Source organism: Bacillus clarus, assembly GCF_000746925.1.
GTDB lineage: Bacteria > Bacillota > Bacilli > Bacillales > Bacillaceae_G > Bacillus_A > Bacillus_A clarus.
On sequence record NZ_JMQC01000008.1, the window covers coordinates 2,865,394 to 2,892,201 of the forward strand.

Here is a 26,808-nt window from a genome sequence, read left to right on the forward strand (position 1 = left end):
ATTTATATTAGGATGAATAACGTGTTGAAACCTTTAATACCTTTATTATACAGAATTTTCTTTAGATTTTACAATGAGTGTTATATATTTCGTTTGGATTTAAAGAATGTTTAAGGACATCCTCGCATACCTTTTATAATAATCCGATTGAACAAGGAGATGGGGGAGGAGCTATAATGGATATTCTAAAAAAGATTGAGCAGCATCGAGCAGCAGAAGAACGTTTACAATGGGAAGGTACGTTTGCGGAGTATTTGGAGCTTGTGAAAGAAAGACCATGGGTGGCTCAAACAGCACACTCTCGCATTTACAATATGATAAAAGATGCCGGAATTGAAGAAGTTGATGGAAGAAGAAAATATAACTTCTTTAGTAATCAGCTATTTGGATTAGAGGATGCATTAGAGCGTCTTGTTGAAGAATATTTTCATCCGTCTGCAAAGCGATTAGATGTTAGAAAGCGGATTTTATTATTAATGGGACCTGTTAGTGGTGGGAAATCAACGTTAGTTACTATGTTGAAAAGAGGATTAGAAACATACTCTCGTACAGATCGTGGCGCTATTTTTGCGATAAAAGGTTGCCCGATGCATGAAGATCCTTTACATTTGATTCCTCATCATTTACGAGATGATTTCTTTGAAGAGTATGGGGTAAGAATTGAAGGGAACTTGTCACCATTAAATGTCATGCGCTTAGAGCAAGAATACGGTGGGCGAATTGAAGATGTAATCGTAGAGCGCATTTTCTTCTCTGAAGATCGCCGGACAGGGATTGGTACATTCAGTCCTTCAGATCCAAAGTCACAAGATATTGCTGACTTAACAGGTAGTCTTGATTTCTCTACAATCGCAGAATATGGTTCAGAATCAGATCCACGTGCTTATCGATTTGATGGAGAATTGAATAAGGCAAACCGTGGGATGATGGAATTCCAAGAGATGTTAAAATGTGATGAGAAATTTTTATGGCACTTATTATCTCTTACGCAAGAGGGGAATTTTAAAGCAGGAAGATTTGCGCTTATTTCAGCAGATGAATTAATTGTAGCGCATACGAATGAAACAGAGTATCGTTCCTTCATAGCGAATAAGAAAAATGAAGCATTGCACTCAAGAATTATTGTAATGCCAGTCCCATATAATTTACGGGTCAGTGAAGAAGAACATATTTATGAGAAAATGATTCGTGAAAGTGATGTATCGAATGTGCATATTGCACCACATACACTTCGCGTTGCAGCAATGTTTACAATTCTAACTCGTTTAAAAGATCCGAAGCGTCCAGATATTGATTTAATTAAAAAGATGCGTTTATATGATGGTGAAATGGTAGAGGGTTATAATGCGATTGACGTGGAAGAATTGCAACGTGAATATCAAGATGAAGGAATGAGCGGTATTGACCCTCGTTATGTCATTAACCGAATTTCTTCTACAATTATTCGTAAAGAAGTGCCGTCTATTAATGCACTCGATGTATTGCGTTCTTTAAAGGACGGATTAGATCAGCATCCATCTATTAGTAATGAAGACCGAGATCGCTATATGAATTTCATTTCATTAGCGAGAAAAGAATACGATGAAATTGCTAAAAAAGAAGTACAAAAAGCATTTGTTTATTCGTATGAGGAGTCAGCTAAGACACTTATGGATAATTACTTAGATAATGTTGAAGCATATTGCAATAAATCGAAATTACGTGATCCATTAACAGGTGAAGAAATGAGTCCAGATGAAAAACTTATGCGCTCTATTGAAGAGCAAATTGGAATTTCGGAAAATGCTAAGAAAGCATTCCGGGAAGAAATTTTAATTCGCATTTCTGCCTATGCGCGTAAAGGAAAACGTTTCGATTACAATTCGCATGAACGTCTCCGTGAGGCGATTCAGAAAAAGCTATTTGCTGATTTGAAGGATGTTGTAAAAATTACAACATCAACGAAAACACCAGACGAAAACCAGCTTAAGAAAATTAATGATGTTGTCGCACGCCTTATTGATGAACACGGCTACAATTCTTCGTCAGCGAATGAATTGTTACGCTATGTGGGTAGTTTATTAAATCGATAGTTTGATAATAAAACGCTGTCTCTTATTTTCGGGACAGCGTTTTATTATCCTTTTGTATTTGCATAAAATGTCAGTGCTTGTCCAAATATAATAAATTAAGATACAATTCCCTGAATTTATTGTCAATTATTTTTACAATATGCATATGATAGAGTAACCAACCATTCATACAAAAAAGCCAACACAATACCATATGTTGCAAAGTGAAAATGTGTGCAACAATGCATTGTGTTTCTTTCTTATCAACGGCTGAACGTTTCTTTCTATTATGTGAGTGGCAAAATTTTGTTTAAGGTGCTCGGAGTATTTTGTGAAAACTGGTCTGTATGTTTATGGGATAAGTTTCGATGAACGGTTACTTTTCAAATACCCTAGTTTGTACATTATAAAACAAAATGTATAGACTACTGTTCACGAAAGAAGACAATTTTAGTAAGGAGGGAAAGAAATGGGCGAAGAGAATCAACCAAACTATACGATTTCACAGGAAAACTGGTCCCTCCATCGCAAAGGATATGACGACCAACAACGCCATCAAGAGAAGGTGCAAGAGGCAATTAAAAATAATTTACCAGACCTTGTAACAGAAGAAAGTATCGTTATGTCTAATGGCAGGGATGTTGTGAAAATACCAATTCGTTCTTTAGATGAATATAAGATTAGATACAATTATGATAAAAATAAACACGTTGGGCAAGGAAATGGTGATAGTAAAGTTGGCGATGTCGTTGCGAGAGATGGATCAGGTGGCCAAAAGCAGAAAGGCCCAGGTAAAGGGCAAGGTGCAGGAGATACAGCTGGTGAAGATTATTATGAAGCTGAAGTATCTATTTTAGAATTAGAGCAAGCATTCTTTAAAGAATTAGAGTTACCTAATTTAAAGAGAAAAGAAATGGATGAAAATCGGATTGAACACATTGAATTTAATGACATTAGAAAAACCGGATTATGGGGAAATATTGATAAGAAACGAACGATGATATCGGCGTATAAACGAAATGCAATGCGTGGGAAAGCATCTTTCCATCCAATTCATCAAGAAGATTTAAAGTTCCGTACTTGGAATGAAGTGTTAAAGCCAGATTCAAAAGCGGTTGTGTTAGCAATGATGGATACGAGTGGATCGATGGGGATGTGGGAGAAATATATGGCACGTAGCTTCTTTTTCTGGATGACAAGATTTTTGCGAACAAAGTATGAAACAGTAGACATAGAGTTTATTGCACATCATACAGAAGCAAAAGTCGTAACAGAAGAAGAATTTTTCTCAAAAGGTGAGAGTGGTGGGACGATATGCTCTTCCGTATACAAAAAGGCACTTGAACTTATCGATAATAAATATTCACCAGACCGCTATAATATTTATCCATTCCACTTTTCAGATGGTGATAATTTAACATCAGATAATGTTAGATGCGTAAAGCTTGTCGAAGAGTTGATGAAGAAGTGTAATATGTTTGGGTATGGGGAAGTGAATCAGTATAACCGCCACAGTACACTCATGTCAGCATATAAAAATATTAAAGATGAAAACTTCCGATACTATATTTTAAAACAAAAAGCAGATGTATTTCATGCTATGAAGAGCTTTTTTAGAGAAGAATCAGGAGAGAAAATGGCATAACCCCTTTTGAAGGGGTTATTTTTTTGTTATACATACAATTAAGATTGACAATGATAATGGAAATTATTTCTGTATTTAAACGTAAAGTTTTTTATATTTTAATTGAATAATATATAGTGGAGGAGATGTTAAATTGAAAAAAGAAAACATATAAATACACTTTTAGGAGCAGCTGCATTATCACTTCCGTTTGCTGCTACTGCTACACCAGCGTTAGCAGCAGTAGCAATTGAGGCGAATAAAGCTAGGCATACTTTAGAAAATGGTACGTATGATGCTGTTATTAAGGCATATAAAGATAAAATAATTGAAGAACCAAAGACAGCAAACCAAAACATATAAATAAGAGTTGGAACTAATCCCGCGTTTAGTAAAGCTTAGGTGTAAGCAAGAGGGATATATAAAATACACAATTTTCTTTTCATATCATAGAATTCCACCTTCTTTTTACTTCAGCTGATAAATTGTATTTTAGTAGTAATAGTCCGGTGAAATATTAGGAACTGCTTTTTAAAATTGGGTATATATGCAAAAAAGGTAGTTCACTATATGTTCAGAATGCATACAAAAATAATATGAAATATTGCATTTTATATCATTTTATCAAGATAATATGTTAATTTCTTGATTGGAATATATATCTAGGAGGAAATGATATGAAAAAGAAATCAAGGCTTAATCAATTCATGCTTGGTATGAGTACAATAGCATTGTCGTTTGGGAGCATCCAAACACAAGTAGCAGCGGAAGAAGAAACGCCTTATAATGTGCTCAGAACAAAACCGATAGGGATAGAAACTTCAGCAGATGAAATCGTACATGCTACAAAAGTAGATGAAACATTGTCATTTGAGAAACGTTTAAAAGTAGGAGACTTTTCACAGCGTCCAGCTCCCGTTATGAAACGTGCAGAAGCAAGGCAATTGAAGCAAAATTATTCTATGGCAGAATTGAACGGGATGAGTTATGAGGAATTAATTCATACGTTAGCGAATGTTCGTTGGGATCAAATTACAGATTTATTCAAATTTAATCAAGATACGAAAGCATTTTATCAAAATAAAGAGAGAATGCAAGTTATTATTGATGAGTTAGCCGTAAGAGGTAGTACATTTACGAAAGATGATACAAAAGGAATTCAAACATTTGTAGAAGTAATCCGTTCTGCGTTTTACGTTGGATATTATAATAAAGAACTAAGTTATTTGAATGAGAGAAGCTTTCAAGATAAATGCTTACCGGCACTAAAAGCGATTGCGAAAAATCCTAACTTTAAGCTTGGTACAAATGAACAAGATCAAGTAGTATCGGCTTACGGTAAACTAATTAGTAATGCTTCAAGTGATGTTGAAACGGTACAATACGCAGCAAATATTTTAAAACAGTATAACGATCATTTTAATACTTACGTAAACGATCGTATGAAGGGGCAAGTTGTATACGATATTATGCAAGGTATCGATTATGATATGCAATCTTACTTATTTGATACTCGTAAAGAAGCAAATGAAACGATGTGGTATGGAAAAGTAGATAGTTTTATAAATGAGATTAGTCGTATTGCTCTCCTTAATCAAGTAACTCCAGAAAATAGTTGGCTCATTAATAATGGTATTTATTTTGCTAGTCGTTTAGGGAAGTTTCATAGTAATCCAAATAAAGGACTAGAAGTTGTTACGCAAGCGATGCATACGTATCCTCGTTTAAGTGAAGCATATTTTGTTGTAGTGGAGCAAATTACAACAAATTATAACGGGAAAGATTATAGTGGAAATGTGGTAGATTTAGAGAAAATACGTGAAGAAGGGAAAGAGAAATATTTACCGAAAACGTATAAATTTGATGATGGCTCTATTGTATTTAAAACGGGTGATAAAGTATCAGAAGAGAAAATTAAGAGATTATATTGGGCTGCAAAAGAAGTAAAGGCACAATATCATCGTGTAATCGGAAATGATAAAGCTTTAGAACAAGGTAATGCAGATGATGTATTAACAATAGTGATTTATAACACTCCAGATGAATACCAGTTAAATAGACAGCTGTATGGATATGAAACAAACAATGGTGGAATTTATATTGAAGAGAAAGGTACTTTCTTTACATATGAGCGTACACCAGAGCAAAGTATTTATAGTTTAGAAGAATTATTCCGTCATGAGTTTACTCATTATCTTCAAGGAAGGTTTGAGGTTCCAGGTTTATTTGGAAGAGGAGATATGTATCAAAACGAAAGGTTAACTTGGTTCCAAGAAGGAAATGCGGAATTTTTCGCAGGCTCTACACGTACGAATAATGTTGTACCAAGAAAAAGTATAATTAGTGGATTATCATCTGACCCTGCGAACCGTTATACAGCAGAGCGAACATTATTTGCTAAATATGGTTCTTGGGATTTCTATAATTACTCGTTCGCATTGCAATCTTATTTATACAATCATCAATTTGAAACATTTGATAAAATTCAAGATTTGATCCGTGCGAATGATGTGAAAAATTATGATGCGTATCGTGAATTTTTAAGCAAAGATCCAAAATTAAATAAAGAGTATCAAGCTTATATGCAGCAGTTAATTGATAATCAAGATAAGTATAATGTTCCAGAAGTATCAGACAATTATTTAGTAGAACACGCACCAAAAGCTTTAGAGGATGTAAAGAGAGAGATTAGTGATGTTTTACATATGCAAGATGCGAAAATAACAAAACATGCATCTCAGTTTTTTAATACATTTACATTAGAAGGTACGTATACAGGTAGTGTAACAAAAGGTGAATCAGCAGATTGGAAAGCGATGAGTAAACAAGTAAATGATGCTTTAGAACAGTTAGCGAAAAAAGAATGGAGCGGCTACAAAACCTTTACAGCGTACTTTGTGAATTATCGTGTTAATGCATCCAATGAATTCGAATATGATATTGTTTTCCACGGCGTTGCAAAAGATGATAGAGAAAATAAAGCTCCAATTGTAAATGTAAATGGTCCTTACGATGGAGTTATAAATAAGGAAATTCAGTTCAAAGGTGATGGTTCAAAAGATGAAGACGGAAGAATCATTTCTTATTTATGGGATTTTGGTGATGGAACATCTAGCATAGAAATGAATCCAGTTCATACATATAAAAAAGAAGGAACTTATAAAGTAACATTAACTGTAAAAGATGATAAAGGAAAAGAAAGCAAAACTGAAACAACTGTTACAGTAAGGGCAGAAGGTTTAACAGAATCAGAACCAAATAATCGACCGGAAGAAGCCAATCGCATTTCCTTAAATACATTTATAAAAGGGAATCTTATTGATGGAGATCATACCGATGTGTATACATTTAACATTGCATCTCCAAAAGATATAGATATTTCCGTTATGAATGAAAATGGAATTGGGATGACATGGGTACTTCGTCATGAGTCAGATATGCAAAATTATGCTACTTACGGTCAAAATGATGGGAATTATATAAAAGGGCAATTAAAAGCAAAACCAGGTAAGTATTACTTATACGTATATAAATATGATAATGGCAATGGGGCATACTCATTATCACTAAAATAAACGACCTTCCAATGTATGTTTAACTTTACTTTTTGTGGAAAATAGTATATTATATAGATATACAATATATCAGTTATTTTCTAGGAGGAGCCTGTCACTATAGGTTTCTCCTGTTTTTTTTTAGAGGCCTGTTGAACAGGTTTTTCTTTAAAGATTAAATAACTGAAAATTAAGATAAGAATTTATAGAAGAGGTGATGTATACTTATAATAAAGAGTTGTTTTAGAGAGGGGGATAAGAAATGATAGTGTTTGGTTATCCACTTGAAATAATTTATTTATATGGATTTATTGTTGCTACTATACTTACTGTTATTTATATCTTTTTTGGAGATATATTTGAATCAATATTTAGCTTCGGGGGTGGATCCACATCTGTCATAACGTTACTACTCAGCTTCTTCGCCATGCTCTGCGGTTTTAGCTATATAGGAGAATATTTATTTTCTCTTAGTAGTATCGTTATTTTTAGTATTTCGTTTGCTGTATCTTTTATCGGTGTTTTTGCGATGAAAATATTGATTTTAAAACCAATTGCAGAGGCTGAGCAAAATACAGTACAACGTATGGATGAATTCATTGGATGCAGAGGCGAAGTAATTATTACAATCCCGAAAGAAGGTTTGGGCGAAGTATTAATATCTTCTCAATTTGGAAGTAATGCGATACCAGCTCAGTCAATTGGAAAGAAAGATATTTTACAAGGAACTGAGGTTATGATTGAGGGAGTTCAAGATGGTATTTTACTTGTACAAAACATCGCTTATTCTTTAAAAAAACCAAAATTATAAGGGGGAATTTATATGGTTCCATTAATTATCGGTGGCGTCTTACTAGCAATCTTACTTTTACTTATTTTGGTGTTTATTACGAAATATCGTACAGTTGGCCCAGACGAAGCATTAATTGTAACAGGGAACTGGCTTGGTGGTGGAAAGAATGTAGTTACTACTGATGATGGAAAGAAGATTAAAATTATTCGCGGTGGTGGTACTTTTGTTGTGCCAATTATGCAAAGAGGAGAACCTCTTAGCTTATTAAATTATAAGTTAGAAGTTGGTACACGTGATACGTATACGAAACAAGGTGTTCCAGTTACAGTAAACGGTGTTTCTATCATTAAAGTAGGCTCTACGATTGAAGAAGTATCTACAGCAGCTGAGCAATATTTAGGAAAAGAAACAGAAGAGTTAAAAGTAGAAGCGAAGGAAGTTTTGGAAGGGCACCTACGTGCTATTTTATCTTCTATGACAGTAGAAGATGCTTATAGTAATAGAGAGCAATTCGCTCAAAAGGTACATGAAGTGGCTTCTACAGATTTGAAGAAAATGGGTCTTCGTATCGTTTCCTTTACAATTAAAGAAATAATGGATAAGAATGGTTACTTAGATGCGCTTGGTCAGCCGCAAATTGCAACTGTTAAGCGTGATGCCACAATTGCAAATGCAGAGCGTGAAAAAGAAGCGCGTATTGAAAAAGCACGTGCGGAGAAAGAAGCAAAAGAAGCTGAATATCAACGCGATGCACAAATCGCTGAAGCTGAAAAACATAAAGAATTAAAAGTACAGTCTTATAAGAGAGAGCAAGAACAAGCACGTGCGGATGCGGATCTTTCTTACGAATTACAGCAAGCAAAAGCACAACAAGGTGTTACTGAAGAGCAAATGCGCGTTAAAATCATTGAGCGTGAAAAGCAAATTGAATTAGAAGAAAAAGAGATTGCGCGTCGTGAAAAGCAATATGATGCAGAAGTAAAGAAAAAGGCAGATGCAGATCGCTATGCTGTTGAGCAATCAGCGGAAGCTGAAAAAGTGAAACAAATGAAAAAGGCAGATGCAGATCAATATAAGATTGAAGCAGAAGCAAGGGCGCGTGCAGAAGAAGTACGTGTAGAAGGTTTAGCGAAAGCGGAGATTGAAAAAGCGCAAGGTCAAGCGAAAGCAGAAGTACAAAAAGCACAAGGTACAGCAGAAGCGGATGTTATTCGATTAAAAGGTTTAGCGGAAGCCGAAGCGAAGCAAAAAATTGCAGAAGCATTTGAATTATATGGGCAAGCAGCAATTATGGATATGGTTCTTAAAATGCTTCCAAGTTATGCAAAAGAAGTTGCAAGCCCACTTAGCAACATTGATAAAATTACAGTTGTCGATACAGGCGGCGGTGGAAAGAATAGCGGCGCTGGAAAAGTTGCAGGGTATGCGACTGATTTAATGGCAACGATGCAAGAAACATTAAAAGCTTCTTCTGGTATTGATCTAAAAGAACTATTAGAAGGCTTTGCTGGAAAAGGGGCAGTGCAGCAGCTGAATAGTGAAAAGCCTATAGTGCAAGTAGTGGAAGAGAACGATAAAAACAAAGAGCAGAAAGAATAGCGTTAAATGGAACCTCTAGTAATCTGATTAGAGGTTCTTTTTATTTGTTTCCTTATACGACGTATTACAGTATTGCAAGTTTGATAACCATGGTATGATTAATTGTACATGAAGATAATTCTGAAAATTGGTAACGGAAAAGAAAGACTGTATATTTTTTCGTTTAGTCAATGTTAGGGGAATAATTTTGAAACTAAAAAAATTAAAATTACAACCAAGAATTACGTTAACAATTGGAATACTCATTCTTGCTGTTCTTTTGTTAACTAGTTATCTTTTTTACTACATATTATCTGAAACAATTGAGGAGCAAATTGGGAAAAGAGCGCTACATGTTGCGAAAACAGTTGCTACTATACCTGAGGTTCAAGAAGCTTTTCAAAAAGAAAATCCAGCTTCTATTATTCAGCCAATCGCAGAAAAAATCCGAATAGAAACAGATGCTGATTTTATTGTCGTTGGTAATAAAGAAGGTATTCGTTATGCACATCCTATGCGAGATAGAATTGGAGAAGCAATGATTGGAGGAGATAATAAAGGGGTGTTGTTGGAAGGGAAATCTTATATTTCCAAAGCAACCGGATCGTTAGGACCTTCATTGCGTGGAAAAGTACCTATCCGTAATCAAGACGGCAAAATTATTGGAGTTGTATCTGTTGGTTTTTCAATGGATGATATTCATGAAGCTGTAGAAGTGTATGGAAAACGTGTAGCTTGGATTGCGATAGTTGGTTTATTATTTGGGATAATCGGTTCTATATATTTGGCACGAAGTATAAAAAGAATGATGTTTGGACTGGAGCCTGAAGAGATTTCTTCTTTATATGAAGAACATAGTACGGTTATTCAATCTGTACGTGAAGGTATTATGGTAATAGACAAAGATGGAGTTATTAGCTTAGTAAATCAAGCAGCATATGACATTCTGTCTCTAGCAAAACAGCAAAATATAATTGGAGAACCTATTTTGAACATTATTCCTAACTCATCAATATTAGAAGTGCTTCGAACTGGCGAAGGGCAATTTGATCGTCAACTTAATATAAAGGGGAAAGCGGTTATTGCCAATCGTTTACCTATTAAAGTAAATAATAAAGTAACTGGAGTTGTATCTAGTTTACGTTTGAAATCTGAAATGGATCAACTAACCGCGGAATTGTCTCAAACAAAGCAGTACACAGAGGCACTACGGGCACAAACACATGAATATAACAATTTATTGTACACGCTTTCAGGACTTATTCAATTAGAGTCATATGAAGAGGCTTTAGAGCTTATTCATAAAGAGACTGCTGTATATCAGGAGTTTGTTCAATTTATTATGAAACGTATTCAAAATCCGTGGCTAGGTGGAATATTGATTGGATTTTACAACAGGGCGCGGGAATTGAAAATTAATTTTATGTTAGACCGAGAAAGTAGTTTGTACAAGTTAAGTCCGCATATTGATAGCAATCATGTCGTTTCTATTTTAGGAAACTTGATTACGAATGCGTTTGAAGCAATTGAACACAATCAAGAGCATGAAAAGAAAGTTAGGATGTTTGTAACAGATATTGGGGAAGAGATTGTAATTGAAATAGAAGATTCAGGAATTGGGATTGATGACGAAGTAATTACATACATATTTAATAAAGGTTTTTCGACAAAAGAAGGTGAAAAACGTGGATATGGATTAGCAACAGTAAAAGAGCGAGTAGAAGATTTAAGTGGAAGTATTGCGATTGAAAAAGGGGATTTAGGTGGTGCGTTATTTATAATTGTATTACCGAAAGAGAGAGGCGAATTGTAATGGTTGAGGGGATTGAAGTATTAATTGTAGAAGATGACATTCGTATTGCGGAAATTCATCGTCGTTTCACGGAAAAAATCGGTGGGTTTACAGTAATTGGGACTGCGACGACAGGGGAACAAGCGAAGGAATGGTTAGAGCTTGTGAAGCCGCAGCTCGTTTTATTGGACGTATATTTACCTGATATGCAAGGAACGGAACTTGTCACATATATTAGGAACAATTTGCATGATACCGATATTATTATGATTACAGCAGCATCAGAAACAGATGTTGTACGCCATGCATTACGAGGTGGAGTAACAGATTATATTGTAAAGCCACTTACCTTTGATCGATTTAAAACAAGTTTAGAAAATTATCAGAAGGGGATAAAACAATTAAAGCAACATGTTCAATTATCTCAAGAACAAATTGAAAATTTATGGTCTAAAAGAGGTGTGGAAGCTAATCAAATAGAGTATGCTCCGAAAGGAATAGACCCGCTAACATTAAGGAAAATTAAAAAGCATATGCTAACAGTTAATGAAGAGGGGGTTACGGCAGAGATGTTAAGTGCAACGATAGGTGTGAGCCGCTCAACAGCAAGGCGATATTTAGAGTATTTAATTTCTGAAAAGAAGGTGCATGCAGAACTTATATACGGGAGTGTTGGGAGGCCCGAAAGAAGGTATTTTAGAGTATCTTTATCAGGGAAGTAGAACCATTGAACTGTTATAAGAATGAAATAAAAAGACAAGTAGAGGGTTTTATTATCTCTACTTGTTTTTTATTTCAATTTAAATTGGGATGATCCCGATTAAAATCCCAGTGATCAACATAACAAGTGTCGTTCCAACAGCCCAAAGTAAAGTGAAGCGTTGATGTTCACCAAAATCAACTTTAGCCATTCCGACTAGTAAATAAGTGGAAGCGACGAGTGGGCTTAGTAAGTGAACAGGTTGTCCGAGTAATGAAGCGCGTCCCATTTCAGCTGCGCTAATTCCGTAAGTTGCAGCTGCTTTTGTTAAAATAGGTAATACACCGAAGTAAAAAGCATCGTTGGACATGAAAAATGTGAAAGGCATACTAATAATAGCTGTAATAATAGGAAGTTGTGGACCGAGAGCATCTGGAATAAGAGCAACTACACCTTTAGCCATTGCATCTACCATTTTTGTTCCAGATAAAATCCCAGTGAATACTCCAGCCGCAAAGACTAGAGAGACAACCGCCAATACATTTCCGGCATGAGAAGCAATACGTTCCTTTTGGTCTTCTAAGTTCGGATAATTAATCATAACAGCGATAGCAAAAGCGACTGTAAATAAAACAGGAAGCGGCATCACTTCTACAATAAGACAAACGAGTAAGGCTGCTGTTAAGAAGAAGTTAATCCATAATAGTTTAGGGCGTTTACAAGCTGCGGCTTCGACTGTTGCAGCTTGTTCATCCATTGTCATTTGCTCTTTCTTTAAATATTGTATATCCATAATTCCTAAGCGTTTTCGCTCCTTTTTTCCAAAAAAGTAAGCGACAAATACAACCCAAATTGCTCCAGCAATCATTCCTGGAATAAGCGGTGTAAATAATTCGGAAGCATCGAGTCCAAGTGCACTCATAACCCTAGCTGTTGGTCCACCCCAAGGTGTAAGATTCGTAATCCCTGCTCCTAACATAACGACTCCAGCTAATATAAGCGGGTTCATTCTAAGACGTTTATATAGTGGATACATTGCGGAAACTGTAATCATATATGTTGTTGTACCGTCTCCATCTAATGAAACGATGATAGTAAGGATGGCTGTACCAACAATGATTTTTAAAGGATCACCTTTTACAATTTTTAGAATTTTACTAATGACTGGATCAAATAAACCACTATCAATCATAATGCCGAAATATAAAATGGCAAACATCAGCATAATACCAGTTGGTGCCAATTTTTTTATTCCATCTAGCATCATAGGCCCCATATTTGCATAAAAACCACCAATTAATGCGAAAGTGATTGGAATTAATATTAATGCAACTAATGCTGACATACGCTTAGTCATAATTAAAAACATGAAGACAAATACCATTGCGAATCCAAGTAATGCTAACATGTAATCTCCCCCTCTAAAATGATTGCGCTTTCATTAAAAATTAAAAATTCAGAAAAAACTTTTTTATTTATCATAAAGGTTGAAATACGGATGGTAAATAAATAGAAAAATAAAGTCATTAGAAGCATATTTTCTATTTTGTTCATTTTGTTCACGAGTTTAATTTCGAATTTTTAAAAAGATAATTAGTTTGTTACAAGAGTGATAGAATAAAGTGAAACTTTAATCAGTGGAGGGCTCTCTCCCCCACTGATTATCAGCCCGCACCAATCAGATTTTTACGGACAGTTAATCTCCCGCCTAACCTCTTTGCTTTCGCTGAATTTTGAGGTGGGGTCTTACTGTCCGTTAATGCGGGATAAATGAGAAAATAGAGAAGCGTGAAGTAGGGAGTAGATTTTGAATGAAAGAAAAGATTGAAGAAATTTATAGCTCGTATGATGGAAAAGTAGAAGAGATTTTCGTTAATGAATCTTCTTACGTTTATGAATGGGAAAAACTAATGATGATTCGAAAAAACGATGGTATGTTAGAAGAAATCACCGTTGGGATTAGCGGACATATTCGATTAGTAAATATAGAAATCGGTCAGGAAATCAATACAAATACATTACTACTTAAGATAGAAGATGATTTGATAATTACTGGATGTGAATGATAAGAGGTGTGTAGAAATTACTACACATCTTTTTTTATTCCATATATTACAAAAAACACATTCTTTTTTCACAAATCTCACACAATTCTTTGTTATTCTCCTAGATGAGTAAGTGAATAAAACTCGGAGAAGGGAAGCATATATGAAAATAACTCAATTTTCTTTTCTCTTATTTTTTGTATTACTCTTTATCCCAATTAGTAGTCATGCTGAATCAACAATCCAATCACAAATTGATATGGCTCCCTCATATGGAACGGTAAAGTTAGAGAATGATATTTATAATGAAACGATTGAAATATCCAAGCCTATTACATTAGAAGGAGAGCGCAATACAAAAATTCGCTCTTGCGGCAATAAACCTACTATTACAGTAAAGGGAGAGAGGGTTACTCTTAAACGAATAATAGTAGAGCAGTGTAATAGTGAAGAGGAAACAGCAGCGATATTTGTTTCAGGAACTGGACATAATTTGAGTGAATTAGAAATTCATACGAAAAAAATAGGGATTAAGATAGAGGATGCTAAAGAGGCAAAAATAAAGAATAGTAGCATCAGTGGAAACGGAAATGGGAATGGAATTGATTTATGGCAGTCGAAACAAAATCAAATTGAAAATGTCCAAATAAAAGGAATGCGAGATGGTATTTATTTAGAACAAAGTGATCATAATCAACTGAAGAAAAACACCATTTGGCAATCTCGTTACGGTATACACCTTATGTATTCTGATGGGACGATTGTTAGTGATAATGTATCAGAGGAAAATATGACTGGTGCGATGATTATGGGAACGAAAAAAACGATTGTAAAGGGAAATCAGTTTATAAATAATAGAAAAAATGTTCATGCACAAGGAGTATTGCTGTACGATTCAATAGAAACAGAAGTGATACAAAATAGAATTGCTAACAATAGGGTTGGTATTTATGTCGAAAAGGCAAAAAACAATAAAATTATAAGAAATGAAGTCGCAAATAACTTTATTGGATTGCAGTTTAAAGGTGCAAATGAGAATGAGTTAACTGAAAATACTTTTTTTGGAAACGTTAATGAATCTCAAGCTACGAAAAGTACGGATAATATAATTCATCGTAACTATTGGGATGCATCTTTAAAAGTAGACGTAAATCATACAGATATTAGCATCATACCTTATAAAGCAGACTCATTTTTTCTTGTGTTAACGAAAGATATTCCAGAATATCAGTTGTTTTTTCAAGCACCTGGGATGCGTATTTTACAGCATTTAATAAAAATTCCAGATGAATCACTATTAATAGATAATAAACCGAGTATGAGAGGGCAGTTTTTAAAGATAGAAAAAGATGTAGCATCTCAATTTCGCGTTTGGATTATTAGTTTAAGTATGTTACTAGTGGGGAGTATATTGTTCTTTTTAGGGAGGAAGTCTTGATGCGAGTAAAATATATTTTGTTAGTTCTTTCTTTATGTTTCGTATTTGCAGTAGTAGGGTGCGGAAATAAGGATACAAAAGCAGTTGCAATTGACGAAAAAAATGATAAGTGTGATGTTTGTAATATGGCAGTAATGGATAATCAATTCGCAACAGAGGTTATTTTAGAAAACGGAAAAGCTCTAAAATTTGATGATATTGGCTGTATGTATAAATGGATGGCCGAGCATAAAAATGAAAAAACGAAAGAAAAGTTTGTAAGAGATTATGACACGAAAGATTGGGTTTCGGTAGAGAAAGCTACTTATGTATATGATAAAACAATTAAAACGCCGATGGCTTATAATGTTATTTCTTTTAAAGATAAAAAAGATGCGGAAAGCTTCGTATCTAAACATACTGGAAAAGTCCTTTCGTATAAAGAGCTAGCAGATCATAAATGGGAAATGAATAAAGATATGATGGGGAAAATGAAGAAAAGTAATAATGGAGGACATTCTCATTAATATGAGATGTTACCATGAATAAATAGTTGGATAGAAGACAACCTTAGGCGGTTGTCTTTTTCTATAGAAAGGCTGATAATATGCGGAATATATTATATTCAGAATGGCGTAGTACAGTAAGAGAGAAGTCTGCATATACATTTTTATTACTTTGGATTGCCATGCTTTCTTTATTATTTTTAATGGAGAGAAGTATACCGTCTTTAGTAGGATATACAAATGCAACAGGAACAATTTTAAACCTTATTTTATATATTGTGCCGTTATTTATGTTAATTACAGGATCCTTTTCGGTTGCGAGCGAGATGGAAAATGGGAAATGGAGACTTCTATGTACATATCCTTTAAAGACATCTTCATATGTAATAGGGAAAACTATCGGACAATTTATAGCCCAGACAATTATTTTCACAATTAGCTTTGGAAGTAGTGTGGTAATTGGATTGTTAAGTGGAAGTGCATTCAACATTTATTGGATGCTAGCGATTTATATATTCTCTATTTTTCTTATATTCTTTTTTGTAGTTTTAGGAGTAACAATTGGAGCATTTTCTTTAACAAGATGGCAAGCATTAGGGATGTCTATTGCAGTATGGTTTTTTCTAATTATGATGTGGCCTACAGCTTTAATTAGTATTCTTAATTTTGTTCCATATACGATGATAGTACCGGTTATGAAAATTTTATTATTTTGTAATCCTGCTGAACTACTGCGAATTATATTTGTTATTCAATTAGGTGGTGGTGCAATATTTGGACAATCATATGATCAACTTGTCATATTTCTTCAAAGTGAAGCAGTAGTTATAGTTCTTCTTATATATAGTGCAATGTACACAGCAATCTTCTTATTATTGGCGATATGGCGAATAGAAAGGGGAAGAAAGAGTTGACGATATTACAAATTAATGGAGTATGTAAACAGTATAAAAAGAAATTAGCATTATCACCTATTTCGTTACAAAGTAAAGTTGGAGAATGTATCGTATTATGCGGTGGAAATGGTGCTGGTAAAAGTACTCTTCTTGATATAGTAGCGGGAATTTCGATTCCTACAGCTGGGACAGTGAAACTAGGAGATATAGAATTACATAAAAATAGAAAACAATACGTAGCAGAAATCGGTTATATGCCAGATGATTTTCATGCACAGCAATCAATGACTGTACAAGAATTTTTAGCATTTTATGCAGCTTTTCGAAATGTAAGTAAAGAAAGAATAGAGGAAGTTATTAAAATGCTTGGGTTAGAGGAAAAGAGAAGCGAACCTTTACATAGATTATCAAAAGGTATGAGGCAAAGACTTTTATTTGGACAGGCATGTCTTGCAAGGCCAAAAGTATTGTTACTAGATGAACCGACAAATGGGCTAGATCCATACTGGGTAAATGAATTTGTTACTTTATTAAAGGGGTTTAAAAGAAGTGGTACAATTATAATTTTCTCAACACATATGATGGATGTGGCAGCGGAGGTTGGGGATGTGGTGTTTTTTATGAAGGAAGGTAAAATTGAACAAGAAATAAGAAACGAGGGAAACATAGAAAGCTTAATATTGAAACTATTACAGCTTCATCGAGGCTAACGAAATAGTTTATAGAACAGCTGCCTAGAAATAGGCAGTTGTTTTTATAATATATGAGTTCTTATTGTTCATGGCATGGACATAAAATATATGAGGAAAGGTTTTGGACCTTAAAATATATAGTTTATGAATAATAGTGAGGAGAGAATGATGATGAGTAAAAAATTACTTGTAATGGTTGAAAGCGAGTTTACAATGCAAGGCACATTAACAATTCCTACATATTATTCAGAAACATATCCAGCTATCATCTTAATTGGCGATAGGGGGAAATTTGATCGGGATGGAAATAAAGGAAGTTTAAAGGTAAACTTATATAGAGAACTGGCTAATTATTTCACTTCTTTAGGGTTTGCAGTTCTTCGTTACGATAAACGAGGTACTTATAAGAGTAAGGGGAATTACTGTAAAGCAAGTGTAACTGATTTTATTGATGACGCTACTTTATGGGTTCGATTTTTGAAAGAGCACCCTCAAATAAATCCAAAACAAGTTATCATTGTTGGGCACGGTGAAGGTGCCTTGCTCGCACCGGCTATTTGTACAAAAGAATCGGTTGCTGGATTAGTATTGCTTGCAGGGGCTGCAGAGCCATCAAATATTTTATTGGAAAAGCAGAGAGAGAAAGGAATCCATGAGCTAGAAAAGATGGATGGATTCACGGGATGGTTAATTAAAACCTTAAAAATATCGCAATATATAAGAACGCAAAATGAAATTATGAAAGAAAAAGTGAAAAATCCAATAAAATTTGCTTTAAATATAAAAGGTGTAAAATCGCCAAGAGAACAGTTACAATATAATGTAGTTACATATTTAGAACAAGTATCGTGTCCTGTTTTAGCGATTACGGGTGACAAAGATGTACAAGTACCACCTGAACATGCTAAACTAATTGCTTCATATGTTAATGGTGAGGCAGAGTGGCATATCATTCCAAACATGAACCATATTTTGAGAAAGTATGAACATAAGCATACGATGATTCGATTAAGGCAGGAATATAAGTCGCTTATGGATAAATCTATTGAAGAAGAGTTATTACATGTGATGAAGGAATGGTTAAAAAGACATTATCTTTCATAGGAGCTGTAGTTGTGAGGAAACAAAAAATTTTATTATGTATGTTATTAGGACTTTTAATGATGACAGTGGCTTGTGACAAGCAAGAGGAAGCTGAATCGAAACCGGTTCACGTGAAAAATGAAAAAAAACAAGAAAAGCATAAAGAAAAGGAAGAAGTTAAAGAAGAAAAAAGTATAAGTTTAATGGATAAGCAATTACTACTTTCTGCGACTCTTGGTGATACAGAAACAGCTATGAAGTTAATAAAAGACGGAGCAAATATAAATGTAGAGGGCGATAAAGGAGAAACACCACTCCTTGCAGCAACGTATCAAAACCACGTTGAGACGGTAAAAGCGCTAATTAGTGCAGGGGCTGATATCGAAATTCAAGATGATAAGCAAAATAGTCCCCTTCTTTATGCAAGTAAAGAAGGGTATACAGATATTGTAAAACTATTAATTGATGCAGGAACGAATACGAAAGAAACGACTCGTTCTGGAGGAACAGCGCTTATTCCAGCAGCGGAGCGTGGACATGTCGAAGTGGTAAAAGAGTTATTAGAGCGTACAGATATTGATGTGAATTATAAGAATGATCGTGGATGGACTGCGTTGTTAGAAGCAATTGCTTTAGGAAATGGTAGTGACAATCATAAAAAGGTTATTCAATTACTTATCGATCACGGAGCAGATGTAAATATGGCTGACCGTGAAGGGACTACCCCCCTGCAACATGCAGAAAAAAGAGGATTTAAAGAAATCGTAAATATGTTAAAGTTAGCTGGAGCTAATGAAGTGGTGCAGCAACAGCCTACAGAATAATATAAGAGTGAGATAAGAGACTAAGAAAATAATGGTCGTAGCATTATCCCATTTAGATAGACAGAAAAAAGAGACCATTTGGCATAATGGACTCAGCTATGTTTATCTAAATGGGATTTTTTTGTGATGAAAAAAATAGTTTAGAGCAGGGAAAGCTATTTGAAAAAGAAGATGCAATAGACAAAGGATTTTTCCGTATCTATTACATATAAAGGTTCGTTATATGAACTTTGTACACATAGCAACTAGGGGGAGTATAAATGAGGCTTTCGGAATTTGAATTGATAACAATTCAGGCAGAGGTTTTATTTGTTCATGATCAATTAGGAAGAATGCAGAGCGTAAATGAACCTGGAAATCCAGAGGCACCGCGTTTTTTCCTTGGCTGTACTCGTGGTGGGAATATAACAAGATATCATTATAATCTTAATAGCGATACGGTAAGTGAGATTGAGAAACTAATTCCAGCATGTTCAAATTACATAGAGTTAGCAAAGATTATTAACGTATTAAACGAAGAGAAGAAAGTGGAGAACATTTGGATAGGTCCTGCTTTTATGTTCACAGAGAATTTAAATAAACCAATTAGAACAGTATAAATAACAGAGAAGAATAAAGAAGTACTGCGAGGGAATTTTCCTAATTTGTTAGAGCAATTGGAATGGAGAAAACCTTGCTTTGCAATTCTTGATAATGAAAAGGTAGTTTCTATATGCTGCAGTGCAAGAAGTACGCCTGTAGCTTCTGAGGCGATTGTGGAAACATTACAGAAGTTTCAAGGGAAAGGCTACGCTTCTGATATTGTTACAGCCTGGGCTATATCAATACAAGAAGAAAAACGAATTCCTCTTTATAGTACTGCATGGGATAATTTCGCCTCACAAGCAGTGGCGAAAAAATTAAAACTAATGAACTATGGAATGAATGTACATATTACTTGAATTTTAATTGTATTTGCTCTTTATATGAGATGCACTTTTATTTTTGTTACTCGTATATCTAGATGATTGTAAAAAATATATGGAGAATATTAACATACGATTAACACCTTATTAACAAACTATCAAAACTAACTTAATAAATACGTAATATAGTAAAAGTAACAAAATAACTAGGGTAGAGAACATTTGAGAACACCCGCTTACATATAACGTACCGTATTCTTAAGTGTGCTCTATTTTCTAGAGTTCAAATAAGGAGACAGACGTTCTATGTAAGTAGGTGTTTTTAGTTTGGATAAAAATAGAAAAGCTAGGTGGAATCAATGTTTGAAGAATGTTATATAGCGATGATAAAAGATTGGGAGGGATATAAAACATATAAAAAATTGCCGAAGACAGTTTTTCTTATGACAGGTTCAATGCTTGAGTTACCAGAACGTGTATATGAATTACAAAAAAATGGACATGATGTATTTCTTCATTGTGATTTTATACAAGGATTAAATACGAATACAGAAGAAGCACTCTTGTTTATTCAGGACGTAATTGGTGCACAAGGCATTATTTCTACGAAAGGTTCTACCATTCGAAATGCAAATAAGATTGGATTAAAGACCATTCAACGTATTTTCATTGTTGATACATTATCTTTAACAAAATCAATTGAAAATTGTAAAACGACTAAACCGAATGCAGTAGAGATTATGCCTGGTATTATGCCTTCTATTATTAAACAACTAGCAGAAGAAATAGAATTTCCTATTATTGCAGGCGGGCTGATTCAAACGAGAGAAGATGCGGAAATTGCAATTCGGGCAGGAGCAAGTGCAATTTCAACGAGTCATTGTGAAGTATGGTTACAAGAGGAAAAAGGGGTGCAAGCTTGTGATTAAATTAAGAAATGTATCGAAAGTATATAAAAACTCAGAAGAAACAGCAGTTAAAGATGTATCGGTTCATATTCGTCAAGGAGAATTCTTTGTTTTAGTTGGCCCTTCTGGATGTGGAAAAAGTACATTATTACGAATGATTGCTGGTTTGGAAGAAATTTCTTCTGGAGATTTACTTATTAATGAACATGTTGCAAATGATTTAGAACCGAAAAATCGAAATTTATCGATGGTATTTCAAAACTATGCTTTATATCCCCATCTATCTGTAGAAGAAAATATTTTGTTCGGTTTAAAGGTAAAAAAGGTGCAAAAAGAAGAGCGCCAAAAACGATTGATGGAAGCTGTTGAGATGGTAGGGTTGAAAGAGTATGTCAAAATGAAGCCGGGGCAATTATCCGGTGGACAAAGACAGCGAATCGCATTGGCAAGGGCGATTGTGAGTCACGCTCCAATTTGTTTAATGGATGAGCCTCTTTCAAATTTAGATGCAAAATTACGTGCTCAAATGCGAATTGAAATTAGAGAAATTCAACAACGATTAGGAATTACAATGGTTTACGTTACTCACGATCAAATTGAAGCGATGACTATGGGAGATCGTATTATGGTTTTAAATAAAGGAAGTATACAGCAAGTAGGAACACCGCTGGATATATACAATTATCCAGCAAATGAATTTGTAGCAAGCTTTATCGGTTCCCCATCTATGAATATTAATAATGGAAAAGTAGATAAAGAAAAGGGGATGTTATGTGTTGGTGAATTGCGAATTCCGCTTTCTACGGGACAATTGAAACAATTACTGGAAGGGAATGTACGTATAGGTATTCGTCCTGAGCATATTGTATTGTCTGAGGAAGGACAAGAAGTTGTATTACAATCGGTAGAAGTATTAGGAAACGAATCTATTTTGAACTTCATAGTAAATGGGGAGACATGGAGTGCTAAAGTAATTGGACAACTATTATTGAAAAAAGGTGACAAAGTAAAATTATTATTCCCGAAAGAAAAACTATGTTTCTTTCATAATGATACGAATGAAAGACTGCAAGTAGTAGATGAAGAAGAGTTGAAAGTGGTGGCGAAATAATGATTGAAGTAGGGAAGTTACCAGTTCAAACAAAAGTGTCAAAAAAGAAGGAATTATGGGGAAGGACGAAAGATTTAAGAACAGGATTATTATTTTTAGCACCATCTATCGTATTGTTTTCAATTTTTCTTTTCTATCCGCTATTTAGGACGATTTACTACAGTTTCTATTTAACAGATATACATGGAGAGGCGAATCTCTTTGTTGGGTTAGAAAATTATCAATATTTATTCTCTGATCCTGTTTTCTACAAAAGTGTAAAGTCGACTTTATTATTTGTTCTTTATACAGTGCCGACTAGCATTGTATTTGCTTTATTCCTGGCGTTAATTGCAAATGAAAAAATAAAAGGGAATGGATTGTTTCGAGTGTTATTCTCTTCAACAATGGGTATATCAGTAGCAGCAAGTGCAGTGATTTGGTTATTTTTGTTTCATTCAAGTGTAGGGCTATTTAATAACATACTAGGTGCTATGAATCTTCCTGCAATCGCATGGTTAACGAGTCCGGATTGGGCGTTGTTTTCTGTATCGGTTACAACAGTATGGGTAAATACAGGATTTGCATTTTTAGTTCTATTAGGTGGGTTACAAAATATTGATACATCTTTATATGAGAGTGCATCTATTGATGGCGCTAGTTATTTATATAAGCTTCGCCGTGTTACGCTACCTATGTTATCACCAACTTTATTTTTTATCGTAACAGTCACTTTAATTAGTGCATTTCAAAGTTTTGGACAAATCGATATTTTAACACATGGTGGACCGAATGATGCAACAAATTTAATAGTGTACTCGATTTATAAAGAGGCATTTGTAAATCATCAATTTGGGACAGCGAGTGCACAAGCAATGGTCTTGTTTATCTTTATTTTCATTGCAACACTACTTCAATTTAAGTTTGCAGAGAGAAAGGTGCATTATAAATGATCGTTAAGAAATGGAAACAAAACGTCCTTTTATATACACTGCTTATCATTAGTGCAGTAATGGTCTTTTTTCCTGTACTGTATGCATTTTTAATAAGCTTTATGACACCGGAAGATATTCAAATGAGAAGGATACTTCCAACTCAATTTACTTTTGATAATTTCGTGAATATCTTTCAAAAAGTACCGCTTCTTTCGTACTTGTATAATAGTTTGATTGTATCGACAGTTGTAATGCTTGGGCAACTTATCGTATCAAGTTTAGCGGCTTATGCCTTTGTATTCCTGCATTTTAAAGGCAGAAATTTCATCTTTTTTCTATTTATTTCAACAATGCTCATTCCGTGGGAAGCAACGATGGTACCCAATTTCTTAACGATTCAAAACTTCGGATGGATCAACAGTTTTGCTGGGATGACGGTTCCATTTTTTGCAACAGCTTTCGGTATTTTCTTATTACGTCAACATTTTATGACGCTGCCGAATGAGCTGAAGGAAGCAGCATTTATTGAAGGAATCGGAAACGTAAGATTTTTATTCAGCGTTGTAATTCCGTATTGTAAAACGAGTTTTATTACGCTTGGAGTATATAGTTTTTTAACAACATGGAATATGTATTTATGGCCACTTCTAGTGACAACAGATGAAAAAGTAAGAACGGTACAAATTGGTGTGAAGCAGCTCCAGTCTCAAGAAGTTGCAACAGATTGGGGAAGTGTAATGGCTGGCGTCACTGTTATCGTCATTCCAACATTAATTTTACTATTTTTAGGACAGAAGCAACTGCAACAAGGGTTAACAAAAGGTGCAATTAAATAAGCATACATAGGAAAAGGTGGGATTGAGATGAGTTTATTAAAAAAAGGTGCTGCTCTGTTAATGGCAGCTACAATGGCATTAACAGCTACAGCTTGTTCCAGTAGTAAAACAGAAGGGAAATCTGAGGCGAAGGAAACAGTGGCTCCAGTTGAAAAAAACGGCGACAAAACTGTAATTCGTTTTTGGCATGCGATGGGTGGAAAAACACAAGGTGTATTAGATGGGCTTGTTGCAGACTACAATAAGTCACAAAATAAATACGAAATAAAGGCAGAGTTTCAAGGGTCATATGAAGAATCTTTAACGAAATTCAAAACGATATCAGCAACGAAAGAAGCTCCAGCTCTTGTTCAATCGAGTGAAATTACAACGAAATATATGATTGATAGTAAAAAAATCACTCCAATTGATAGCTGGATTAAAAAAGATAAATATGATACGTCAAAATTAGAAAAAGCAATTACGAATTATTACTCAGTTGATGGGAAAATGTATTCTATACCATTTAATTCATCTACACCAGTGTTAATTTACAATAAAGACGCTTTTGCAAAAGCTGGATTAGATCCAGAGAAAGCGCCGAAAACGTATGCTGAATTAAAAGAGGCTGCGAAGAAGTTAACAATTAAAGAAGGAGGAAATGTAAAACAATATGGATTTTCGATGTTGAACTATGGTTGGTTCTTTGAAGAATTATTAGCGACACAAGGCGGTCTATATGTAGATAAAGAAAATGGACGTAAAGATGCAGCGACTAAGGCTGTATTTAACGGAAAAGAAGGACAAAAAGTATTCGGCTTATTAGATGAATTGAATAAGGCTGGTACGCTCGGAATGTATGGAGCAAGTTGGGACGATATTCGTGCCGCATTCCAATCTGGACAAGTTGCGATGTATTTGGATTCTTCAGCTGGTGTTCGTGACTTAATTGATGCATCTAAGTTTAATGTAGGCGTTTCGTATATTCCGTATCCAGAAGATGCGAAGCAAAATGGTGTAGTAATCGGCGGGGCATCATTATGGATGACGAACATGGTTTCAGAAGAAACACAACAAGGTGCTTGGGACTTTATGAAATATTTAACGAAACCAGATGTACAAGCAAAATGGCATACAGCAACAGGCTATTTCTCAATTAATCCAGATGCATATAATGAGCCCTTAGTAAAAGAACAATATGAAAAGTATCCACAGTTAAAAGTAACAGTAGAGCAATTACAAGCAACAAAACAATCTTCAGCAACCCAAGGAGCATTAATTAGTGTATTCCCAGAATCAAGAGATGCAGTTGTGAAAGCATTAGAAGCAATGTATGACGGAAAGAACAGTAAAGAAGCGTTAGACGAAGCAGCAAAAACAACAGACAGAGCAATCAGCATTTCAGCTCGTACAAGTCAAAAATAAAAGAAAGCCGTATCTTATTAAAGATACGGCTTTCTTATTAGGGAGATAAGGGATCAAAGAAATGCTGAACTCTTATCTCTTTATATGAGTAAAGGGTTTAGAATGAATCTTGTTCTTCTCATTATTTATTTAACTCCATTGCAACTTGTTTACCATTTACGAAAACCTCAGCCACTGCTACTACAATTTCCATCACTTTTTTCATCTCTAATCTCTCCTTGTTTTTGTTTCATTTCTTACTTTTAGTATAGTGAAATGTTATTGTTACAACTATCCAATTGGATGACAAGAGACTTACAGTGTTGTAAGGAAAATAGGTTTATTTGTAATAGTAATGCTATTTAATATTTTAATTCAGAAATTTCTGATGTTTTATTCTATAATTAGAAATAGATTGGTTTAGAAAGAGGGAAAGAAATGGAGAGAATACTTGTTATTAGTGATATTCATGGAGAGATAGAAAAGTTTGAACAGTTGTTGAAAGAAGCGCGATATGATATGAAACAGGACCAGTTAATTTTACTAGGGGATTATGTAGATCGTGGTCCAAATGCGTGTGCTGTAATTGAAAAGGTGAAAGAGTTAAAAGAAGAGGGAGCTTTAGTTTTAAAAGGGAATCATGAAGATATGATGATTAAAGCGTTAACGACTGATGAAGAACATTCATGGAACCATTGGGTAAAGAGAAATGGTGGAGATAAAACATTGTATAGTTACGGTTTTGTAGAGGAAGATATTGCGGTAAATGAGGAAGCCTTCCAAAAGCCGATTTTACAATCTCTTTTATTAGAAGAGCATTTAAAGTTTATTCAAGAATTAGATCACTATATTGAAACAGAAGATTACATATTTGTACATGCTGGTGTTGAGCCGACGAAACCAGTTTCTGAATCCGAACCATATACGTTAATGTGGATACGGAATGAGTTTCATAGTAGATATAATGGTGAGAAGGTTGTCATATTTGGACATACGGAAACTAAGACACTTCATGGCAATGATAATTGTGATGTATATTTTGGGGGTAATCGTATTATAGGTATTGACGGCGGGGCTGTATATGGTGGCCAGTTAAATTGCTTAGAATTACCAAGTGAACAAGTATATGTAGTAAAAGCTTAAAAAGAGATAAGGTGGGATTTTTATCTCTTTTTAAGGGAAAGTTAAGAAATAGA

At 34.6% G+C, this 26,808-nt stretch carries 21 protein-coding genes and 2 pseudogenes; 22 read left to right on the forward strand and 1 reads right to left on the reverse strand.

Features of this window, described 5'->3' with window-relative positions; all coding sequences use genetic code 11:
• Positions 1-176: 176 nt before the first annotated feature.
• From DJ93_RS15630 to DJ93_RS15665, 8 genes and pseudogenes are all read left to right on the forward strand, one after another.
• Complete coding sequence (locus tag DJ93_RS15630; RefSeq protein WP_042981780.1) at positions 177-2,072, forward strand: PrkA family serine protein kinase; 1,896 nt, start codon at positions 177-179, stop codon at positions 2,070-2,072.
• 448 nt (positions 2,073-2,520) lie between these two features.
• The gene (gene yhbH / locus DJ93_RS15635; RefSeq protein WP_042981781.1) at positions 2,521-3,696 is read left to right on the forward strand and encodes a sporulation protein YhbH; all 1,176 of its coding nucleotides are present in this window, start codon (positions 2,521-2,523) and stop codon (positions 3,694-3,696) included.
• Between the two features lie 132 nt (positions 3,697-3,828).
• Positions 3,829-4,023 (forward strand): annotated as a pseudogene (locus tag DJ93_RS33750) (hypothetical protein); the annotation flags it as partial.
• 329 nt (positions 4,024-4,352) lie between these two features.
• Positions 4,353-7,250: a collagenase ColA gene (gene colA, locus DJ93_RS15645; protein WP_042981784.1), complete on the forward strand. Its 2,898-nt coding sequence runs from the start codon at positions 4,353-4,355 to the stop codon at positions 7,248-7,250.
• Positions 7,251-7,491: 241 nt separating this feature from the next.
• On the forward strand, positions 7,492-8,040 hold the full coding sequence (locus DJ93_RS15650; protein ID WP_042981785.1) for an NfeD family protein: 549 nt from the start codon (positions 7,492-7,494) through the stop codon (positions 8,038-8,040).
• Positions 8,041-8,052: 12 nt separating this feature from the next.
• Positions 8,053-9,621 (forward strand): flotillin family protein, encoded by a 1,569-nt coding sequence (locus tag DJ93_RS15655; protein WP_042981787.1) that lies wholly within the window; start codon positions 8,053-8,055, stop codon positions 9,619-9,621.
• Between the two features lie 187 nt (positions 9,622-9,808).
• Positions 9,809-11,413 carry an ATP-binding protein gene (locus DJ93_RS15660; protein ID WP_042981788.1) on the forward strand — a complete coding sequence of 535 codons (1,605 nt, stop codon included), beginning with the start codon at positions 9,809-9,811 and terminating at the stop codon, positions 11,411-11,413.
• The gene (locus tag DJ93_RS15665; protein WP_042981789.1) at positions 11,413-12,114 is read left to right on the forward strand and encodes a response regulator; all 702 of its coding nucleotides are present in this window, start codon (positions 11,413-11,415) and stop codon (positions 12,112-12,114) included. The genes DJ93_RS15660 and DJ93_RS15665 overlap by 1 nt, the downstream gene beginning before the upstream one ends.
• 78 nt (positions 12,115-12,192) lie before the next feature.
• Here DJ93_RS15665 and DJ93_RS15670 read toward each other — a convergent pair whose 3' ends face one another.
• The gene (locus DJ93_RS15670; protein ID WP_042981790.1) at positions 12,193-13,500 is read right to left on the reverse strand and encodes a CitMHS family transporter; all 1,308 of its coding nucleotides are present in this window, start codon (positions 13,498-13,500) and stop codon (positions 12,193-12,195) included.
• 403 nt (positions 13,501-13,903) lie between these two features.
• On the opposite strand from DJ93_RS15670, the gene DJ93_RS15675 reads away from it, so the two are divergent.
• From DJ93_RS15675 to DJ93_RS15740, 14 genes and pseudogenes are all read left to right on the forward strand, one after another.
• A complete protein-coding gene (locus DJ93_RS15675; protein WP_042981792.1) occupies positions 13,904-14,158 on the forward strand; it encodes a hypothetical protein in 255 nt (84 codons plus the stop codon).
• Positions 14,159-14,300: 142 nt separating this feature from the next.
• Positions 14,301-15,575: a right-handed parallel beta-helix repeat-containing protein gene (locus DJ93_RS15680; protein WP_042981793.1), complete on the forward strand. Its 1,275-nt coding sequence runs from the start codon at positions 14,301-14,303 to the stop codon at positions 15,573-15,575.
• Positions 15,575-16,081 carry a nitrous oxide reductase accessory protein NosL gene (locus tag DJ93_RS15685; protein ID WP_042981795.1) on the forward strand — a complete coding sequence of 169 codons (507 nt, stop codon included), beginning with the start codon at positions 15,575-15,577 and terminating at the stop codon, positions 16,079-16,081. The genes DJ93_RS15680 and DJ93_RS15685 overlap by 1 nt, the downstream gene beginning before the upstream one ends.
• Positions 16,082-16,161: 80 nt before the next feature.
• A complete protein-coding gene (locus tag DJ93_RS15690) occupies positions 16,162-16,974 on the forward strand; it encodes an ABC transporter permease (RefSeq protein ID WP_042981796.1) in 813 nt (270 codons plus the stop codon).
• Complete coding sequence (locus DJ93_RS15695; protein WP_374937184.1) at positions 16,944-17,666, forward strand: ABC transporter ATP-binding protein; 723 nt, start codon at positions 16,944-16,946, stop codon at positions 17,664-17,666. Before DJ93_RS15690 ends, DJ93_RS15695 begins: the two co-directional genes overlap by 31 nt.
• 153 nt (positions 17,667-17,819) lie before the next feature.
• A complete protein-coding gene (locus tag DJ93_RS15700) occupies positions 17,820-18,752 on the forward strand; it encodes an alpha/beta hydrolase family protein (protein ID WP_042981799.1) in 933 nt (310 codons plus the stop codon).
• Positions 18,725-19,555 carry an ankyrin repeat domain-containing protein gene (locus DJ93_RS15705; RefSeq protein WP_117287950.1) on the forward strand — a complete coding sequence of 277 codons (831 nt, stop codon included), beginning with the start codon at positions 18,725-18,727 and terminating at the stop codon, positions 19,553-19,555. The genes DJ93_RS15700 and DJ93_RS15705 overlap by 28 nt, the downstream gene beginning before the upstream one ends.
• A gap of 260 nt (positions 19,556-19,815) precedes the next feature.
• A pseudogene (locus tag DJ93_RS15710) lies at positions 19,816-20,496 on the forward strand (GNAT family N-acetyltransferase).
• Positions 20,497-20,819: 323 nt separating this feature from the next.
• Positions 20,820-21,389, forward strand: coding sequence for a glycerol-3-phosphate responsive antiterminator (locus DJ93_RS15715; RefSeq protein WP_042981800.1), 570 nt, complete (start codon positions 20,820-20,822; stop codon positions 21,387-21,389).
• Positions 21,382-22,479 carry an ABC transporter ATP-binding protein gene (locus tag DJ93_RS15720; RefSeq protein ID WP_042981801.1) on the forward strand — a complete coding sequence of 366 codons (1,098 nt, stop codon included), beginning with the start codon at positions 21,382-21,384 and terminating at the stop codon, positions 22,477-22,479. Before DJ93_RS15715 ends, DJ93_RS15720 begins: the two co-directional genes overlap by 8 nt.
• Positions 22,479-23,411: a carbohydrate ABC transporter permease gene (locus DJ93_RS15725; protein ID WP_042981802.1), complete on the forward strand. Its 933-nt coding sequence runs from the start codon at positions 22,479-22,481 to the stop codon at positions 23,409-23,411. Before DJ93_RS15720 ends, DJ93_RS15725 begins: the two co-directional genes overlap by 1 nt.
• Positions 23,408-24,229, forward strand: a complete 822-nt coding sequence (locus DJ93_RS15730) for a carbohydrate ABC transporter permease (protein WP_042981804.1) — start codon at positions 23,408-23,410, stop codon at positions 24,227-24,229. The genes DJ93_RS15725 and DJ93_RS15730 overlap by 4 nt, the downstream gene beginning before the upstream one ends.
• A gap of 27 nt (positions 24,230-24,256) precedes the next feature.
• On the forward strand, positions 24,257-25,633 hold the full coding sequence (locus DJ93_RS15735; RefSeq protein ID WP_042981805.1) for an ABC transporter substrate-binding protein: 1,377 nt from the start codon (positions 24,257-24,259) through the stop codon (positions 25,631-25,633).
• Positions 25,634-26,050: 417 nt separating this feature from the next.
• On the forward strand, positions 26,051-26,755 hold the full coding sequence (locus DJ93_RS15740) for a metallophosphoesterase family protein (RefSeq protein WP_042981806.1): 705 nt from the start codon (positions 26,051-26,053) through the stop codon (positions 26,753-26,755).
• The last annotated feature ends 53 nt before the right edge of the window (positions 26,756-26,808 follow it).

Coding starts and splice junctions, on each gene's coding strand:
- DJ93_RS15630 (WP_042981780.1), top strand. CDS start 177: ATGGATATTCTAAAAAAGATTGAGCAGCATCGAGCAGCAGAAGAACGT.
- yhbH (WP_042981781.1), top strand. CDS start 2,521: ATGGGCGAAGAGAATCAACCAAACTATACGATTTCACAGGAAAACTGG.
- colA (WP_042981784.1), top strand. CDS start 4,353: ATGAAAAAGAAATCAAGGCTTAATCAATTCATGCTTGGTATGAGTACA.
- DJ93_RS15650 (WP_042981785.1), top strand. CDS start 7,492: ATGATAGTGTTTGGTTATCCACTTGAAATAATTTATTTATATGGATTT.
- DJ93_RS15655 (WP_042981787.1), top strand. CDS start 8,053: ATGGTTCCATTAATTATCGGTGGCGTCTTACTAGCAATCTTACTTTTA.
- DJ93_RS15665 (WP_042981789.1), top strand. CDS start 11,413: ATGGTTGAGGGGATTGAAGTATTAATTGTAGAAGATGACATTCGTATT.
- DJ93_RS15670 (WP_042981790.1), bottom strand. CDS start 13,500: ATGTTAGCATTACTTGGATTCGCAATGGTATTTGTCTTCATGTTTTTA.
- DJ93_RS15675 (WP_042981792.1), top strand. CDS start 13,904: ATGAAAGAAAAGATTGAAGAAATTTATAGCTCGTATGATGGAAAAGTA.
- DJ93_RS15680 (WP_042981793.1), top strand. CDS start 14,301: ATGAAAATAACTCAATTTTCTTTTCTCTTATTTTTTGTATTACTCTTT.
- DJ93_RS15685 (WP_042981795.1), top strand. CDS start 15,575: ATGCGAGTAAAATATATTTTGTTAGTTCTTTCTTTATGTTTCGTATTT.
- DJ93_RS15690 (WP_042981796.1), top strand. CDS start 16,162: ATGCGGAATATATTATATTCAGAATGGCGTAGTACAGTAAGAGAGAAG.
- DJ93_RS15695 (WP_374937184.1), top strand. CDS start 16,944: ATGGCGAATAGAAAGGGGAAGAAAGAGTTGACGATATTACAAATTAAT.
- DJ93_RS15700 (WP_042981799.1), top strand. CDS start 17,820: ATGAGTAAAAAATTACTTGTAATGGTTGAAAGCGAGTTTACAATGCAA.
- DJ93_RS15705 (WP_117287950.1), top strand. CDS start 18,725: ATGGTTAAAAAGACATTATCTTTCATAGGAGCTGTAGTTGTGAGGAAA.
- DJ93_RS15715 (WP_042981800.1), top strand. CDS start 20,820: ATGTTTGAAGAATGTTATATAGCGATGATAAAAGATTGGGAGGGATAT.
- DJ93_RS15725 (WP_042981802.1), top strand. CDS start 22,479: ATGATTGAAGTAGGGAAGTTACCAGTTCAAACAAAAGTGTCAAAAAAG.
- DJ93_RS15730 (WP_042981804.1), top strand. CDS start 23,408: ATGATCGTTAAGAAATGGAAACAAAACGTCCTTTTATATACACTGCTT.
- DJ93_RS15735 (WP_042981805.1), top strand. CDS start 24,257: ATGAGTTTATTAAAAAAAGGTGCTGCTCTGTTAATGGCAGCTACAATG.
- DJ93_RS15740 (WP_042981806.1), top strand. CDS start 26,051: ATGGAGAGAATACTTGTTATTAGTGATATTCATGGAGAGATAGAAAAG.